This window comes from Paenibacillus sp. JT22N1 (genome assembly GCF_059692155.1).
Genome location: NZ_JCAUAW010000047.1, coordinates 1 through 17,468 on the forward strand (window position 1 = coordinate 1; position 17,468 = coordinate 17,468).

A 17,468-nucleotide genomic window follows, 5' to 3' on the forward strand; every position below is an offset into this window, starting at 1 on the left:
TAAGAGCGCCTCCTTGATGGTGTTGGGTTAAACCCTTTGACAAACCCATCATACCGAGGCGCTCCTTTTCTTTCAAAGTCCAATTCTTAGGACTAACAGGAATGTTTAGCTCAACGCTCAGCAGGACATATGTACAAAAACCACCATTTTGTGATCATGTAACCCAGTCAGCTGCCAAAACCGCAAGGCTATTCGACCGACATGGACTTGCTGAACAGCTACACCAAGGTTGAGATCGGGGAACGCGGCAACATCCATATCGTGTACTGACGCATTCCGAAATCGAATTCGGGAGTAAGCCCAAAAAATGTTAAAACGCTACTGACATACTGTTGTCAGTAGCGTCTTTTTATAATCGGAGTAAGTAAACATAAAGGAGTGGGAGATAAATGCGAAGTATTCTGGCCCAAAATGATATGATAAGGTATTGTATCATTTATTATAGGAAGGATGGTATCTCGTGAATTTTGCTTCTGTACGCATCATTACAGACGACGTGGATCGTCTCGTCGAGTTCTATGAGAAAGTCATGGGTGTTTCGGCGGAACGCCCCGCGCCCGTCTTTGCCGAACTCGTTGTGCCATCGTGCACCCTAGCGATCGGCCACTCCCAGACGGTGCAACTGTTCGGCGCTGGTTCCGCAGTGGCGGCCGACAATCACACTGTCATCATCGAGTTCCGCGTCCACGATGTCGACGCCGAATACGAGCGCTTGAAGCCGTTTGTCGACGAGTGGGTAAAGGAACCAACCACGATGCCGTGGGGGAACCGTGCTGTGCTGTTTCGCGATCCCGACGGCAATCTGGTTAACCTCTTCGCGCCGGTGACCGAGGAAGCGATCAAACGGTTCAGCGGTAGGCGTTGACGGACAGTTGAAGTGAGTGAGGCCTCAATTTGGGGAGTGACAACGATTCGTATGGCCATTTTGGCCGAATGTGCCGATAACATTTCTCCGATGATAACATCGTCTTTCCCTGTATGACAATGAACCCGAATGGGGCAACACGACTACCAATGTGTATATAGCTTATGGTAGAAATTACTCCAATTTGTGGTCATTATCATTTAGTATGTAAGAATTTTCATAAACAAGTCAAAGGAGCAGCTACGGCTGCTCCTTTACTGTTTTCAGTTCTGCTTGCTTTCTGGTGTCAGCAGAAAATAAAGTATTAGACTGGATGTCTTTATTCCATGCGGCTTTTCGAATTGTCATACCGTCAGACTTCATTGACTAAGTTTTAGACTGACCTTAGAAATTGAAACAGCGACAGCAAAGGACTAGAAAATAAAGTCCTAGACTGTCGCTATTTCATTGAACTAACGTTCCTCGTTAGTTAAACTTGCTGCCTTCAGGATCGCCATTTCCAGTGGGAAGAATTGTCCATTTTTATCATTGTGCGCCACTTTAATAAAAAAGTTCATAAAGCTATATTACATGCCGTAAATGTTAGAAGACAATACAAATCCCCAAAGAGATTTAGTTACTCCTCTCTATTCAAGATTTAATCCTAATTTGAATAGTGCCATTGACCTCCGTCTTGTTTTCAATGACGCCATACAAAACGTTAAGTTTCACTGGAGCATCGCTTGAAACCGTAAGGAGATAGGACCCATCTGTCTGTTCAATTGCGATCAGATCAATGGTTTTACCGGCAAACCAGTATCGATTGCACCCAATTGTACCCATTCCCGATTGAAGTCGCCATGTCAATTCGTTCCTTGAAGCGTCCCCCTTGAGACCAATCGCATGCTCCAACAGATAAAGCGTCGACGCAATACCAGACCAGCCTACAAAATCCTTTTTGTCAGCATTCCCCGAGTCAATGGAATCAGGCGGATAATTCTCCCAGATCGAACCTGTATCCTTATAGACATGCACAACATTATCCAAGTGGTTGAGCGCAATTTCTCTGGCTAAATCCAGATATCCGTATTTCTCCAAACCGCGAATAACCATCGTATTCGTCGGAGCCCAGACGGAACCTCTCCAATATCCGCCTTGCGGATCATATCCTGGCTCGTCAGCAGCACATACCGGAACACGATGTGTACGGTTGAAGGTGTTCGGATCATTCAACCATTCGGCTAGCTTGGCAGCCTGAGATTCATCCGCGACTTCAGCGAGCAGCGCCCAGTAGGCAGCAATTGTTTTGACGGGAGCGCGCTGCCCATCATTCTTAACGTCATAATAGAAGCCCGTTTCGGCATCCCACATGAATGTGTTAATCGCTGTCGTGAACGTTTGAGCATCTTTTTCCAATCGTTCGATTTGAACGGCAAGATCTTTGGCAGCCTCTTTGGAGCCGGAGCCTTCTTCTAATTTTTTATCAATCAGGATGCCCCCGATCTCGATCAAGCTTCGGGCTACAAGCACCATTTCGCAGCTAATATCAACCCCGCTGCCCAAATATTTGTTTCGCGGGGAATTATCCATGCTCGCCCAATCTGTCACAAATAAACCGTACTGATTATAAAGGTGGTAACAAAGCGCATCGTAGTACCGCACAAGTGGTTCCCAAACCAGCTCCAGTCGCTCCCGATCTCCCGTATGCTTAAAGCTTTCCAACTCCGCCCAAGAAACGATAGGGTGATTTAAATTGTCCAGTCTAAAGTAAGGTGGGTTTTCAACAGTCCGACCCAAATCTGGCTTGTACATCACATCAAAGTCAAGATCATTAATTTGCGCGAGTCCCCGGTGCTTGTAATGATTATGGAAGAATGAATGCAGTGGTTTGCGCTCGGCATTTACCCATTTATAGAACTCGACACCTGAATTCGTCACATATTCACGAGCGATTTCCCCGTCATCCAGCTGCTTGCAATAAAAGTTATCTAGTGAGCGGATCCCCGGGATGTAAGGATGGGCAAGATTACAAAACATCGTTATAAAAGCCGTATCCCATAAGAAAATTTTATCATTAAACGCTGCGTCAATGAAATTACTTACAAATCCACTTTCCTTGGTAGGCACGAAAGTATTCCGATAAGCAATTTCCCATGTACGCCAGTAACATTCGATATAATCGGGACGGCTCTCGAAAATAGGTGCTGGAAGAAAAGGACGCGCCTCCTCGAACGTCATAAGCGGCGTATCTGCATAAGCCTTTTTATTAAAAAACAAACCTCTTGTCCATTGTTCTGGTTGCGTATGATTAGTAGTTGGCATGAATTATTCTCCTACTCCGATGAACTTGATTATTTGATAAAGTCGTAACGATTTATCGCTTCTGTGATTTCTTCGGCAATGAGCTCATAAGCGTATCGACTAGGGTGAATATGGTCATTTTGATCGATAAACCAACGGATCGGAACACCGGAGCTCACCTTTTCATTAACACGCTCAAACACATTGATGTACGGCACATTTTCATTTTGTGCAAATTGGACTGCAGCTTGAAGGTACATCTCGCTGTATGCTGCCCATTCCTGCCTTAAATCCTGAGCAACGTTCCGATATGTCGGGATATGATCCAAGAAGTTTTCTTTATCAGGCGGTATGGTAACAAGAAACACCACCTTGGCTGGTGTCGTTGCTTTGATTTCGTCTAATAACCGGCGCAATACTTGATGATAGTTATCTATGCGATGCTTCCCATCCAGCCGATGATTGTAGGCGAACGATTCGACGACAACGAGGTCGGGGCTAACAGAAGAAAGACATTTCTGTATGCCGGTTCCTGACGGACTCGGGAAGTCATGGGAGACACGATATATCCCATATTCCGCCCGAGTACCGCTTACACCGTAATTGAAGAGTTCAAAAGGCTGCTCCGGAAATTTTCTTTCTAAGGAAGCCTTAAGCTCGGGCATCTCTGTTCCCCAAAATGCCGTCATGGAATCGCCTAGACAAGCGATTTTATATTTGCGTTTCATCTCGGTATCTCCTTCTTACCCTTTTACAGCCCCGGCCATCAATCCATTAACAAATTGCTTCTGAAGTACGAGGAACACGGCAAGCGCTGGGATTAATGACAAGACATTGGCCGCTAATATTTTGGACCAAGGAACGTTGTCAGAATTGCTTAGCATCATGGCCAGCTTTAACGGTAAAGTGAAATGAGATTCGCTTTGCAGCAGGACGAGCGGCATCGTGAATGAGTTCCAATTCTGTACGAAATCAATTATAACTAACGCGGTTATAGCAGGCCGGATCAATGGAATAATGATCTGTACGAATGTGCGGAAATCTCCTGCCCCGTCCATTTTGGCTGCCTCAAGCATTTCATCTGGAATGTCATCGATATATTGCTTCGTGAAAAATATAGCAAAAACAGTTACGGAGAACGGCAGAATTAAACCAAGTAACGAATCGAACATGCCTAACTTCGTAATAATGAAGTACACAGGCAACATCAAGACGGTTGGTGGAATGATCATTGTCGCGATTAAACCAGAGAATAGGACATCCTTACCCAGAAAGCGTTTCTTGGAAAATGCAAACCCAGCCATACTCGAAAACAACACCGTAAGAATAACAGTAGGAACTGCCACAACTAGTGAGTTCGTAAAGGTCACGCCGAATTTGAGCTTACTCCAAATATCTGGGTAGTTATTCCAAACTAATGTTTCTGGGAAAAACGTTGGCGGAAATTTCGTAATGTCCGCATCGCTTTTCAAGCTGGATACCAATACCCAGTAAATAGGTATTAGAAATACGACGCCAATTGCCCAAAGAGTGACAGTGGGCAGTACGTTTTTGTTTTTCATTTTACGAACCCCCCTAGCCTAATCTTCGATCTACTAGTTTTCTTTGAATAATGGCCACGCCTACGACAAAGATGAACAACAAGTAAGACATCGCAGCAGCAGGACCGAACTCATAGTATTTAAACGCCCTGTTGTAAATAAGGAATGGAACCGTAATGGTTGAATCTCCCGGGCCGCCACCTGTCATGATGAATATTTCTTGGAACACGTTCAATGAGTGAATTAACAGCAATATCATAACGACTAACGAGATACGCCCTAGCAATGGCCAGGTAATATACCGGAATTTTTGAAATTTAGTTGCGCCTTCCACATCGGCTACTTCATAAAGATCTTTAGGTATATTTTGCAAGCCAGATAAGTAAATCAGCATATAATAACCGATATTTCTCCAGCATGACATCAACACGATGACTGGCATCGCCCAAGCTGCATTAGCAAGCCAATCAGGCCCTGTTAAACTGAACTTCAATAGCAACGCATTGACTAAACCTTTGTCCCCATTAAACAAAAACATGAAAATTAAACTGCCGCTTACAATTGAGATAATATAAGGGATAAAGAAAATGGATCTGACAAAGTTAACACCTTTGAGTTTCTGATTCACAAGAATGGCAAGAAATACAGCGCCAAACATAGAAATCGGTATGAATAGAACACCGAAATAGGCTGTATTTACAATGGCTTTGAAAAATAACGGATTATGAATGGCCGCCGCATAATTATCAAAACCAACAAATGTCCCCGGAATTTCGAAAAGACCTGCATTTTTGAGTGCAATCGGTTTAACGTTTTTAAAACTAACGATGACAGACCAGATGATCGGATATATCAAAAAGAGACCTAGAATAACGATAGAAGGTAATAAAAATAGATATGCGTTGAGATCTCCGAGCTTGCTTCTTAAAACCTTCACTGCGAGTCCCCCTTCAGAAATGGGAGCCCCCAGACTACGAGGTGCTCCCCACTTGTTTACTTCGAATTCTTAATAATCGTGTTGCCTTTTTCTTGAACTAATTTCAGCGCATCTGCTGCCGATAATTTGCCGGATACAGCTTGATTTAAAGCGCTTGTGTAAACTTCATCACTGATTTGTGCCCATTGCGGAATCGGGAATAGAGCAACTGGATATTCGACACCCTTCATAAACGTATTAAATTCAGGGTGGTCCTTATAAAACTGAGTGTCGGCCATATCTTTACGAATTGGAATACGGAATGGATAGTATTTACCATCGTCGCCTTTTTCACCCTTCATGACCATTTCTTGGGCTGGTTTGGAGCTCAAGTATTTGATTAGCTTCTTGGAAGCAGCCAACTTATCACCTTCTACCCCAGTTGGAACGGAGAGTAGGTAGGACGTCACTTCAGTCGCTTTACCAGCAGGACCTGTTGGCACTTCAGCTACACCCGCTTCAAATTTACCATTCGTTTTCCAAGCTTCGGCAACGCCCCAAGGACCCGACAATTCCATCGCTACGACTTGGTTTCTGAAATCCGTTTGAATGGCTCCGCCATCTTTATTCAAGGAATCTGGAGGTGATGTTTCGGTCAACAGCTTCGTATAAAATTCTAAGGCTTTAATACCTTCCGGGGAATTAATCGCAACTTCGCTTTTCCCATCCTTTTGAGTGACAAGCTTAGCTCCCGCTTGGCCAGCGAACAAACCGTACATCCAGCCCAAGTCGCCGCCTTGCTTACCTGACAAGCCGATACCGAATTGATCCGGCTTTCCATCCCCATTCGTATCTACGGTTAATTTCTTGGCCACTGCATAGAATTCATCCCACGTTTTCGGTACTTCTTTAATACCGGCCTTCTCAAACAGGTTCTTGTTATAAATGACCTGAATGGTGTGACCCAGCCACGGCATGCCCGTAAGTTGGCCATCATTCACAGCTAATTCCCAAATTTGCGGCATGTAATTGCTTTTTTCAGCTCCGAAATCCTTCATCAAATCAACGAATGCCCCTTGGACTGCCAATGGTTTCGCATCGCCGTATGCGACTTGAAGTACCTCCGGTGATTTTCCGCTTAAAATTTGTGTAAGAAGCTTCTGCCCAGCTTGAACGCCGCCCAGCAATTCGACCTTCACATCTTTATTTTCTTTCTCGAATTGATCGAGCATTTCTCGAATAGCTTTACCTCTGCCTGAATCGCTTGCCCATGCAATCTGCATGCTAATGTTTGTCACTTTGCCATTGCTATCTGCCTGTGTACTTGCAACTGGTGCCGCGGATGATGTCTCGTTCGTATTTGCGCTGCTGCAAGCTGTCATGATTCCCATTAGACATGTCATCGATATTAGACCTAACTTTTTGTTCATCGTTTGACCTCCTCAATTAATGGTTCCAAAAGTAAGTGAAGCGATTCATAAGAGAAATTCATTTTACCAATCTTGAAATTATGCTGAACCATCTGGGTATACGCATCTTCATCGGTTAGCAGTTGAGCCATCTGGGTGGCCGCTGCCTTCACGTTCTTGCTATTCACGCTAGCTAACCCATTCGCTTCGATATGATGAGTATTACCTAGGGAAACAAAGTCAAATCCGAATTCCTTAATATCTTTCTCATAGACGGGGTATTCATAGATCAGAAGCGGTTTCTGTGCAAACACGGCCTCGAGTAATTGATTGCCCCAGCCTTCAATCACGCTTGGAAAGGTGACGAAATCCGCTATGACATAGGCATCCCAGAGTGAATACCGCTTTTGTCCGTTATAATAAGAACGGGATTGATAGATCAAAGGGTTAATAAACCGTATGTCGATTCCTAGGTTTTCCGCTTTAATTCTTAGCTTTTCCGTATATTCGTAACTGGATTCCGGCATGCCCGCAAGGACATAAACGAGTCGGTTGCGATCCGAAAGCGTTTTCCCATTATAGAGAGTGGCATTGCGTTGCTTTAACGACGCCAATTGGACTTGCAGCTCCGCCACCGTATCGATGCCTAGCTCAATCGCCTTACGCTCGGTTACCCGGGTAGCTTGCAAGATAACAATATCGTCTTCGTTGACCCCAATGTCTCGACGCAGCGATGCATTGCAATCGTCCTTTTCCCAAACCTTGGCATTAAAATCGAATACGTTTGGAATGATGGCGGAACTCAATTTTCGATGCTGAATGAGTTCATCTTGATACAGTCGATTCGTGACGACATGGGTGATATTCGGCAGGTCTGGTGGAAACAGGGTTTCCAACCATTTCGTCACCGTAGGGCACGTCGGATTTAAGTATCGATCTCTTTGCCAGTAGAAATTATGGTGAAGCGCCATACAAGGAATCCCGGTTACCTTTAATGCATTGGCGAAGGCGATTCCAGCAGGTAAGCTCCAGCCTAACGAGAACAAGTTGTGGGTAATGAGTAAATCGATGGATTCCGATGCTATGAAATCGATGATCTTTCGCTCCATGATGTCAGCGAAGGCTACTACGTCGTCCACAAATTCTTTTTCCGAATCATAGTCAATCAAGTTGTCATAAGCGTTGTACACAAACTTCTCGTTCATGGGATGTTTATAATGAAGCTCAGCAATCACATGCGCACGAACTTGGCCTTCACTTCCTGCCAATAACAGCACCTCATGTCCCATTTGCTTCAGTACTTGCTTCCACTTCTCTATCTCCAAAGAAACACCATCTGTTTCACCGACCCTAAAGTGGGTTAGTGCTATTTTCAACTTTCCACCCCCTTGGCCTTAAAGTGTCCTGCTAGTCGAATCGTTTCAAAAAACCGAATGACGGCTTTCTTCAACAGCTTCTCTCCCTGTTTCATGGAGTCTTCAAGTGTCATAACACGATCAATGATCGGGATCACCATTTGTATGCCTTCACGTCTCATCTCTTGATCGTTCCCCTCCGATATGCCTGTGAAGACGACAACCGGAACATTAAGCGGTTTCGCTAAACGAGAGATGCCGATCGGTGCTTTCCCATACAGAGATTGGGCATCAAACTTACCTTCACCGGTGATAACCAGGTCAGCGTCCTTCAATTGCTCCTTGTATCGGCTTAATTGAGCAATCAAATCAAAGCCGCTCATCATCTGGAGATTTGAAAAGAAGGAAAGTAAAGCAAATCCGAAGCCTCCAGCAGCGCCTGCGCCTGGATGTTCTCGCATATCACAACCTGCTGTTTGGCTCACAAGCTCTGCGATACGGTCGATCCGTTGTTCGAAGCCTGCTAACTCATGCGGCTGCAACCCTTTCTGTGGACCGAAGACATGGACAGCTCCTTCTGATCCCAACAACGGATTCTTGACGTCGGACGCAACGACAAGCTCGACTTCGTGGAGACGTGCATCCAATTGGCTGGCATCCATGTGAACAATGGCATCTAAGCGAAAATTCTCGCCGGTTATCTCGTTATCGTTCCCATCAAAGCATTGAAGCCCTAACGCTTGTAGGCAACCAATTCCTGCATCGATGGTTGCGCTTCCCCCCAGCCCGATAATGATCTTCCTGGCTCCACGTTCCAAGGCGAAACGAATGAGCTGACCTGTTCCATAGGTAGAGAGTCCTGCTGGCATACGTTCACTTTCCTTCAAAAGGGTTAACCCAGAAGCGGCTGCCGTCTCGATGACGGCCGTCCGATCCTTCTCAATCCAGCAGTAGCAAGCCTGAATGGTCCGATGACAGGGATCCATCACTTCGTGCCAGATCATTTCTCCTCCAGCAATGATCCGGTACGTTTCCGCCGTACCTTCCCCTCCATCTGCCATTGGAATTTTGATGGTTTGAGCGGAAGGAAACACAGTGAGTATGCCGGCTTCAATCTGATTGGCGGCATCGACTGTGGACATCGACCCTTTAAAGGAGTCTGGAGAAATGATGATCTTCACTTGTCATCACCTCCTTCGTGACGTTTGATCCACATCACTTGGTAAGGCGCTAAAGTAATTTGAAGCGAATCTTCTATGCGGATCGTTTGCTCAGAAATCAAGTCCACAGCCGCTTGTCCGTGCTCCCAGCCTGTCTGTAAATCCGAGAAACCTTGCTGTACCGTTTCATTGGTAATATTCACGATGGCAAGTAACTCTTGATTCTGCGACGATGTACGAAGCAATGCGAATAGCTGGCTGTCACTCGTCAAAACGCGCTGAGCTGCATTCGGATGGAAGCTTGGTTGCATAACGCGAATCTCAATGAGCTTTCTAAGCGCATGGAAAACTTGCTCCCGCAATGAGCCTTCTGTATCCAGTTCTAGCTGCAATTGATCATGTAGTAACTGCTCACGGTTAATCGAACGGTAACGCCCTGTCGCCTTTACACCTTCTTGATCGTTCTGAGATCCCAACAAACTATGAACATAGATCGCTGGCATACCCATGAAAGAAAAAAGAATGGCGTGAGCCGCGACAACGCGTTTGACCTTAAGCGCAATAGCGTCATCCGGATGAGATAAGGCATTTAAGTAGTTGATATTTAACTCATAAGGACTCTTCGTTCCGTCACCGTTGTTTTTATAAGAGACAAATCCGCCATGTTCCTGCACCTTTAAAGCCATGGTGTTTACTTCTTCCTTGGTCAAGATGCCTTCCACTGGACGTACGCCAATGCCATCATGCGAAGCTAGGAAGTTGAAAAACGATGTCTCTTGTGTGGTCGATCCAAGTGAATCCGCCCATGCTTGAAGCTTACTGCTGTTCCCCGTATGCAGCGTATGCAAGGTGAGTGGCGGCAATGGGAATTGATACACCATGTGCGCTTCATTCGAGCCGTTACCGAAGTAACTGATATTGTCATGATGCGGCACGTTCGTCTCCGTAATGATCACAATGTCAGGTACCGCCGTTTCCAACACCCCACGAATCACCTGTACAATCGCATGCGTTTCTTCTAGATGCATACATGTTGTCCCAAGCTTCTTCCACATAAACCCGATCGCATCCAACCGCAGGTAACGAGCCCCGAGTGCTGCATACATCAGCAGAATTTCTACGATTTCAAGCAGTACTTTCTCGCTGGCAAAATTTAAATCGATCTGATCATCGCTGAAGGTTGTCCATATGTGCTTCTCACCCGCAGGGGTTTGGAACTTGGTCAGCAATGGCAAAGCACGCGGGCGTGTAACACTGCTGTAATCTGCTTCTGGATCGGCTTCAACGAAATAATTCGCATAGTCTGGATTGCCCAATAGATATTGTTGGAACCAGTCGCTGTGCTGCGAGATATGGTTGATGACGCCGTCGAACATTAAATCAAAGTCTTGTGACAATGCCGTAACATCATCCCAATTGCCCAGTTCTGGATTAACTTCACGATAATCGATAACAGAAAAGCCATCATCGGAAGAATAAGGGTAAAACGGAAGAATATGAACCGATGACAGCAGGCCTTGGCAATTTCGAAGCAAAAACTTTCGAAGTGACTGCAGCGGCGCCTCGTCTTCGCTTCGGATGGAATCACCGTAAGTGATGAGCATGACATCCTTTTCCGATACCCAACGCTTATCTTTCGGCTTCCCTAAAGCGTATCTGTCTAGCACTTGTTTGATTTGTTCAAGAATAGCAGGCGCCTTCTCATTGCCATATATGATGTTAAGTTTCTCTAGTAGTGCATGGGATTGGTCAATTGCCATTCGCTGTAGAACCACCTTTACTCTCTGGTATACCTAAATCGTAACAGGTTCTGTAAGCGCATAACATATTACACGTACCAATCATCCACTCCGTAATTACTCTATTTATTGTTACCTGTACCAAGACCAGTACCAGGAGAAGAGGCTTTATTGTCTGGATGAAAATAGATGGCTAAATAAAGCAACACAGCTTCCTCAAATACGCGGGGATCGTACCCGGTTATTTCCTTAATCTTGATCAACCTATATTGAAGAGTGTTCTTATGAATAAACAGCCTATCAGCCGTTTTATTGATCGATTGATTGCAAGCAAAAAATATACTCAGTGTTTCAATGACTTCTTTGGCATCCGAGAAAGCCGCTGCATTCAACGTTTTCCGCACAAAATCATGGCTGCTTTCCACGGGTACACTATCTAACAGCATTTCCAGACGGAGATCGTCATAAAATAAGAGGCTCCATTCATCCGATGATCTCGCGTAAGATTCGGCTTTTTCTGATTCCAAATAGGAAATCGGTATCCCTCGGATGAAATCATAATATCCCCCGACACCCACCTTAATCGTGTAATTCTCTGATTTCGGAAATTGTCGTAGAATATATTGGATTTTGTGAGAGACGACATCTTTTCTTGTTTCTTCACTGGAACCTTGACATGTGAGGAGCAAAGCAAATTTCATGAACCCAACCGGAATGATGACATCTTGGTCATTAAATTTTACAGCTTCTTGCAAATAGCCTTTATAGCGATTTTGCTCTTTCTGCAGATCGTAAGACGTCCCCCCTTTTTGAATATCGATGTTGTAATGAATATGGACAGTGATGACAACACGCGGCAAATTAACGTTAAGCCCTATCATCCACCCCCTTGAGGAGAGGACTTTATCTTCTTTCCATCTCCCCTCCAACCAATCACGAATAAAGACCTCTTTCGACTGATTAATGATTTCATTTTGCTCATCGATGAGCTGTTCCTTGATCAAAATCTCCGTCATCTTGCGGATAATCTCGGCCATCTTCAATACTTCCGGTTCGGTAGCCGTAATGCCAATTACACCGATAACGCGATTTTCAAAATAAACAGGCAAATTGATGCCGGCTTTGGAGCCCGCAAATTGATTATCTTTGACCAATAGCTTTTTTTTCGTTTTTAAAACGACCAGAGCTCCCTCATGAACTAAGCCGATACGAGACTCATCTGTACTCGCGATAATAATCCCTTCATCATTCATGAAGTTAATATTTCGGTCAATAATTTTGGAAAGCTCTTTCACGATATATTGCGACTTTTCACTCGAGATCATTGGAATCAGCTCCTAATGCACTTGTAACATATGATAAATGCCCATGAGCGTACTCCGTAAGGTATCATGACTAACGATCACAGAGGCGTGTATCTCTTGATGAATTAATTGACGACGAAAGCTCGGGATAAACAGCTCGCCACTTTTGGAAATTTGACCACCTAGCACAATCATCTCGGGGTTAAACGTCTTCAGCACGGTTGCTAATGCCTCTGCAATTCGCTCACCAAACGTATCGAACAGTTGCTGAGTTGAGGCCTCTCCGCCACGTGCGGATTCGGCTAACTCCTTGACATCCCGGCCGATCAGGTTGATTCCTTGTTCTGAGGCAAGCGCAAGCAACCCGCGCCGCGAGATATAATCATCGGCTATGCTGGAACGGTATGGGATCGCATATACCCAACCGCCCGCAGGAACATCCTCTCGCTGTGTAATCAACTTCCCTGACTCCACAAACCCCGATCCGATTCCCGTCCCGAGGGTAAGACAAACGGCCTTCCGAGAAGCTGCAGCCTGCCCGAAATGGGCTTCTCCAATCGCAAAAAGCGATGCATCATTCTCAAAACGAAGCAAAAAATCGGGCATAATTCTATCCATTAATCGCGTGTCCACCAGCATCATCTTCTGCAGCTGTTCGCCAACCTGCATCCCGTATAAAGCATCGAATTTATTCAAGCCTTGAATATAACTGATCCCTTGCTCATAATCGAACGGACCGGGAAAGGCATAGCCTATCCCAGCAATCCGTTCTTGACCATCAGGATCTGCTAATCTCAGCAGGTCTACAGCCATTTGTACAAAATGATCAAAGATGTTCACAGCGGACTCGTTCGCTTTGGATGGATACTCCGAAATCGTGTGTTTCATAATCCGACCTGAGTTATCGATTACTCCTGCTTTAATGGATGTGCCACCTACATCGAAAGCTAAATAAATCCCTTCCTGCATACTATTTCCCTCCATCTGAAGCTGTATGTCATCCTTTGACAAATGCCTTGATCGTCGCTATGGTCTTACCGATACTTGGACCCGCAGGCTTAATGACGTATTGCCCAACCGATGCCGGTATAATAAACGTCTCCGCATAATGAACAATGAAAGGCTCAAACAAACCTTCAGGACTTTCCACGACAGCCTCTTCGCCCTCAACAAGATTAAGCATATGAACACTGCCATTGCCTTCATGCAGCACGGGCTCTGAGAACCAGTGGCGGCGTGTTTCGATAAATTCGAACTCATGAAGACCTGTACGCTCCTCGCGCCAGCCTTCTCCCTCAGCGACTGGTTCCACTCTACCCACTAATTCTTTCTCGGTCCAAGCTGTCGTACGGTCCCATTGAATGGCCTTCGCTCCATGATCAATATGAACAGGACGCGGCTTACCATCTAGACCTACGCGATCCCAATCCCACAGTTTAAACGTGAAAATGTAAGGCGTGGCACTAATTTCGAGCACCATACAATCACTACCTGAGCAATGCACCGTACCGGCAGGAATCAAGAAATGATCATGCTTCACTGCCGGAAATATATTCACATATTGTTCGGCTGGGAAGGGTACGCCTTGCTCCGCTTTTCGTAAGTCATCAATCATCTGCTCGGGCACTACATCATCTTTGAGGCCCAAATAAACTTCAGCCCCAGGCTTGGCATCTAAAATATAATAGCTCTCGTCCTGTGTATAGTTCATTCCGAATTGATTGCGAATATAATCGGTTGTTGGATGTACTTGTAAGCTCAAATGCTGACCACCAACGGTATCGAGGAAGTCGAAACGGATCGGAAACTCCGCGCCGAATCTGGCGTATACCCGCTCCCCGAGAAGTGATTTTGGTTGCAAAAATACGAGATTAATCGCTGGTACATCCAATTGAATCGAGCCGAAGTCCAGACACAAGCTGTTCTCTTCTGGCACGCCATCGAAGCCCCACGCATACGGATGCTCTTTGGGTTCCAACGACATTTTCTCCTCAAGCCAAGTACCGCCCCATACACCAGGATCAAAATAAGGGACAAGTCTGAACGGTCTGCGAGCTATTTGCTCCATACCATCCAGCAAGGATTCCCATGAAACAAGCTTCGGATCGTCCTTCACGTTCGTGTCGAGATAATAGTCGATGTGTTGAAACAGCGACCGCTTCAGTTGATCCGCCATGCGCCATTCGTAGAAATATCCCCGCTTGTATTTACGCAGCATATCTTCATTTTCGTTATGAGCAAGCCAATTACCAAATTCCTTTGAACGGTAGCGAAGCTGTATTTCCCATCGTGTTATATCTGCATATACAATTAAATCGCCTTTGGAAACAAGCGAGGCTCCGAAACCAATCAGGATGACAGTCCCTTCTGACACCGCATCCACTTGCTCTTTAAGTTTTACCAATTTCAATGGGTCATACAAATCTTCGATATGAAAAGGAGACATGTATCCGAATACCCGGTCATCCGTTAGATAACGTTCCAACATGCTCTCCATCTCAGCTGCGTCCATAGCGGCTGCTTCCACGTCGATTACGACTGAGGGTTGAAGGTAAGGTTGAAGCCCTTCTAGAATCTCTTGCTTTCGAACACCTGGATAACATTCAATAACAAGTACTTCTTTCTGCTTTTTGTGCAAACGAGCATTCAGAACCTTACCAATATCCATGTAACCTCGTCGTGCCTCTTGCTCGTGCCCTTGAATTAGAATCGATGGTTTCTTGTTGTATGTAATCGTCATGAATGGTTACCTCCATAAAATTTATCATTATATAACATAATATAACATAAACTAACATGTTCGACCACAAAAAAATCTCCTTGTAACTGATTAGCTACAAAGAGATCGATGCTTAACCTGTTAGACCACGTGTAATTCTACGTCTGCTAACTCACACGCTTCACGTACTTGTTCATTCACTCCGGCATCGGTAATCAGCACCGACACTTCATTTAACTGAGCTACCGTAGCGAACGATCGGCTGCCGATTTTGGAGGAATCCAGCAACATGATAGTTCTTGCCGCCGATTGAATCATGGTTTTCTTGACTTGTGTATCCATCATATTCGGATCTGTGAACCCAGCCTCTACTGTAAAACTAAGTGACGACAGAAACGCTGTGCGCGCGTGATACTGTGAGAAAAAAGCTTCTGCCACTGGACCCACAAATGTGCCTGAAGGTTCTCGCAATACACCTCCACAACATAAGACCGTATGCGTTCCTGCCACATCCCTTAGCTGCTGGAGGGCATCCAATCCGTTGGTCATCAGTGTCAAATGTTCGTGCTTGAGATACGCGGCCATTCTGGACACCGTCGTCCCTCCCTCCACAATAAGGACATCCCCATCGGATACAAACCGCTCTGCGGCATAGGCTGCGAGCCTTTCCTTCACTTCAGGATTCCGCGATTGCTTCTCCGGCAGCGCGGGCTCTCCAATAAGCTTATCTACGTATATTGCTCCACCATGAGACCGCGCGACCAACCCTTGTTGCTCTAGAAGCTCAAGGTCACGTCGAATCGTCATCTCCGATACGCCAAATTGTATACTAAAATCCTTAATCGTAGCGCCTCCATGGCGAGCCAAATAATCGCTGATAACTTGCCTTCTTTGGATAGGTAACACGATCGAACACCTCATTGAATAAATTGTATGCAATTATCACATAACATAACACAACAAGAGGTTTTCGTAAAATGAAAATTACAATAGGTATGCTGACTTGCTTTACAAACAATTCCATAAAGACATTTCAATCCACACATACGAGTAGGATTAAACATACATGACTACTTTAATTTGAAAACCTAATTCCAAGAACTCACTACGATGACTTCTCATTCGTTTCGTTCACTACAACCCTTGATTATGATCATTCAATAGTTGAAAAAGACTTGAGACCTTAGGATACAACGTTACCATTTCAGAAGTTCTCCTGATTTGGTTAATCACAAATATCCTTGGCACTGCGCATATTAAAAAATGAAACTGACGCGTTTTCTTTAGTATTGTCTCTTTCTGCTACTGCCAGATTTTAATCTTCATGGTAGTTGAGAAAGGCAGCCGATCCTCTCAGGTCGGATGCGGTCTTGCTGGTGCTTGCCGCCTTTAGGCTGGTTAAGCCGATTTGACAGGTTTAAGCGATATTGACACGATTCAAGACTCAATTTCGTATTGAAGTGCCGATTAAGTTAAATCCGAATAATAAAGTTGTAGACTGTCCCATTATGCTATCGTTCCTCATTAGCGTAATGCCGTAATGACTTCTATTTCTTTCCCAGCTTATTTTTAAGTCGGTATCTTAAAAAATGTATTAATGTGAAGAGACCGAAAATAGCAACAGCATCCACGAAATAGTGAGTCCAAACAAACTGATAATGAGCGATCACAAAGTTGTTGTTATGGTAATCAAAATCAGCGTATTGCACAAATCCAGTAAGGTATAACCCGTAAACTACGTATCGTGACGGTAAGTGGTGGATATCGGATCGGCTACAGCTGCTTGTTGGAAGGAATAGTGAAATGGGTATCGAAATGGGGTATTGACCTAATGCGGAACTATCCCCTTGATCATATATTGTATATTACCAGTACACTCGTCTCTGTCAGCCTCTCATTTAAAACATCTCTCTCTTTACGAGAAGGTGTTTTTTAGTTTCCAACAACGAGAAAAAACGGTCCGTGTTCGCGCATCTATTTCGCGATAGGAACCGTTTTTGTTTTTCTCGATATTAGTGTAGGATTAAAGAATTTTAGAACACACAAGCTGCTGATAAGATGATTACCATACACAAGTTACTGATAAGATGATTACCAAAAGAATAAAAAGAACCAAAACAGCTGCTGCGTTAGTACCTACTCCGCTCATATTTACTCATTCCCTTCAGTGAATTTTCATT

At 44.8% G+C, this 17,468-nt stretch carries 13 protein-coding genes; 1 reads left to right on the forward strand and 12 read right to left on the reverse strand.

The features are described 5' to 3' along the window. Window positions 1-460: 460 nt before the first annotated feature. The gene (locus AC58UU_RS38970; protein WP_076238209.1) at window positions 461-865 is read left to right on the forward strand and encodes a VOC family protein; all 405 of its coding nucleotides are present in this window, start codon (window positions 461-463) and stop codon (window positions 863-865) included. Window positions 866-1,495: 630 nt separating this feature from the next. Here the strand turns inward: AC58UU_RS38970 and AC58UU_RS38975 are convergent. From AC58UU_RS38975 to AC58UU_RS39030, 12 genes are all read right to left on the reverse strand, one after another. After that, the gene (locus AC58UU_RS38975; RefSeq protein WP_497322862.1) at window positions 1,496-3,166 is read right to left on the reverse strand and encodes an MGH1-like glycoside hydrolase domain-containing protein; all 1,671 of its coding nucleotides are present in this window, start codon (window positions 3,164-3,166) and stop codon (window positions 1,496-1,498) included. Between the two features lie 29 nt (window positions 3,167-3,195). Next, window positions 3,196-3,873 carry an SGNH/GDSL hydrolase family protein gene (locus AC58UU_RS38980; protein WP_497322864.1) on the reverse strand — a complete coding sequence of 226 codons (678 nt, stop codon included), beginning with the start codon at window positions 3,871-3,873 and terminating at the stop codon, window positions 3,196-3,198. Between the two features lie 15 nt (window positions 3,874-3,888). After that, window positions 3,889-4,707 carry a carbohydrate ABC transporter permease gene (locus AC58UU_RS38985; RefSeq protein WP_497322866.1) on the reverse strand — a complete coding sequence of 273 codons (819 nt, stop codon included), beginning with the start codon at window positions 4,705-4,707 and terminating at the stop codon, window positions 3,889-3,891. 13 nt (window positions 4,708-4,720) lie between these two features. Next, entirely contained in the window at window positions 4,721-5,623 is a 903-nt protein-coding gene (locus tag AC58UU_RS38990) for a carbohydrate ABC transporter permease (protein ID WP_497322867.1), read from the reverse strand. 56 nt (window positions 5,624-5,679) lie between these two features. Further along, complete coding sequence (locus AC58UU_RS38995) at window positions 5,680-7,032, reverse strand: ABC transporter substrate-binding protein (RefSeq protein ID WP_497322869.1); 1,353 nt, start codon at window positions 7,030-7,032, stop codon at window positions 5,680-5,682. Further along, on the reverse strand, window positions 7,029-8,387 hold the full coding sequence (locus tag AC58UU_RS39000) for a glycosyltransferase family 4 protein (RefSeq protein WP_497322871.1): 1,359 nt from the start codon (window positions 8,385-8,387) through the stop codon (window positions 7,029-7,031). The genes AC58UU_RS38995 and AC58UU_RS39000 overlap by 4 nt, the downstream gene beginning before the upstream one ends. Further along, the gene (locus tag AC58UU_RS39005; protein WP_497322872.1) at window positions 8,384-9,547 is read right to left on the reverse strand and encodes a glycerate kinase; all 1,164 of its coding nucleotides are present in this window, start codon (window positions 9,545-9,547) and stop codon (window positions 8,384-8,386) included. Before AC58UU_RS39005 ends, AC58UU_RS39000 begins: the two co-directional genes overlap by 4 nt. Continuing rightward, window positions 9,544-11,286 carry an alpha-amylase family glycosyl hydrolase gene (locus tag AC58UU_RS39010; protein WP_497322874.1) on the reverse strand — a complete coding sequence of 581 codons (1,743 nt, stop codon included), beginning with the start codon at window positions 11,284-11,286 and terminating at the stop codon, window positions 9,544-9,546. Before AC58UU_RS39010 ends, AC58UU_RS39005 begins: the two co-directional genes overlap by 4 nt. Window positions 11,287-11,387: 101 nt before the next feature. Further along, complete coding sequence (locus tag AC58UU_RS39015; protein WP_497322875.1) at window positions 11,388-12,590, reverse strand: CdaR family transcriptional regulator; 1,203 nt, start codon at window positions 12,588-12,590, stop codon at window positions 11,388-11,390. Between the two features lie 12 nt (window positions 12,591-12,602). Beyond that, window positions 12,603-13,538 (reverse strand): ROK family protein, encoded by a 936-nt coding sequence (locus AC58UU_RS39020; RefSeq protein WP_497322876.1) that lies wholly within the window; start codon window positions 13,536-13,538, stop codon window positions 12,603-12,605. Window positions 13,539-13,566: 28 nt separating this feature from the next. Further along, window positions 13,567-15,309, reverse strand: coding sequence for a class I mannose-6-phosphate isomerase (locus AC58UU_RS39025; protein WP_497322878.1), 1,743 nt, complete (start codon window positions 15,307-15,309; stop codon window positions 13,567-13,569). Window positions 15,310-15,429: 120 nt separating this feature from the next. Further along, complete coding sequence (locus AC58UU_RS39030; protein ID WP_497322879.1) at window positions 15,430-16,194, reverse strand: DeoR/GlpR family DNA-binding transcription regulator; 765 nt, start codon at window positions 16,192-16,194, stop codon at window positions 15,430-15,432. Between the last annotated feature and the right edge of the window lie 1,274 nt (window positions 16,195-17,468).

What these genes read in the sequence shown, in the direction of transcription:
- AC58UU_RS39020 (WP_497322876.1), bottom strand. Translation starts at nt 13,538, where the DNA reads ATGCAGGAAGGGATTTATTTAGCTTTCGATGTAGGTGGCACATCCATT.
- AC58UU_RS38995 (WP_497322869.1), bottom strand. Translation starts at nt 7,032, where the DNA reads ATGAACAAAAAGTTAGGTCTAATATCGATGACATGTCTAATGGGAATC.
- AC58UU_RS39015 (WP_497322875.1), bottom strand. Translation starts at nt 12,590, where the DNA reads ATGATCTCGAGTGAAAAGTCGCAATATATCGTGAAAGAGCTTTCCAAA.
- AC58UU_RS39025 (WP_497322878.1), bottom strand. Translation starts at nt 15,309, where the DNA reads ATGACGATTACATACAACAAGAAACCATCGATTCTAATTCAAGGGCAC.
- AC58UU_RS38980 (WP_497322864.1), bottom strand. Translation starts at nt 3,873, where the DNA reads ATGAAACGCAAATATAAAATCGCTTGTCTAGGCGATTCCATGACGGCA.
- AC58UU_RS39010 (WP_497322874.1), bottom strand. Translation starts at nt 11,286, where the DNA reads ATGGCAATTGACCAATCCCATGCACTACTAGAGAAACTTAACATCATA.
- AC58UU_RS38985 (WP_497322866.1), bottom strand. Translation starts at nt 4,707, where the DNA reads ATGAAAAACAAAAACGTACTGCCCACTGTCACTCTTTGGGCAATTGGC.
- AC58UU_RS38975 (WP_497322862.1), bottom strand. Translation starts at nt 3,166, where the DNA reads ATGCCAACTACTAATCATACGCAACCAGAACAATGGACAAGAGGTTTG.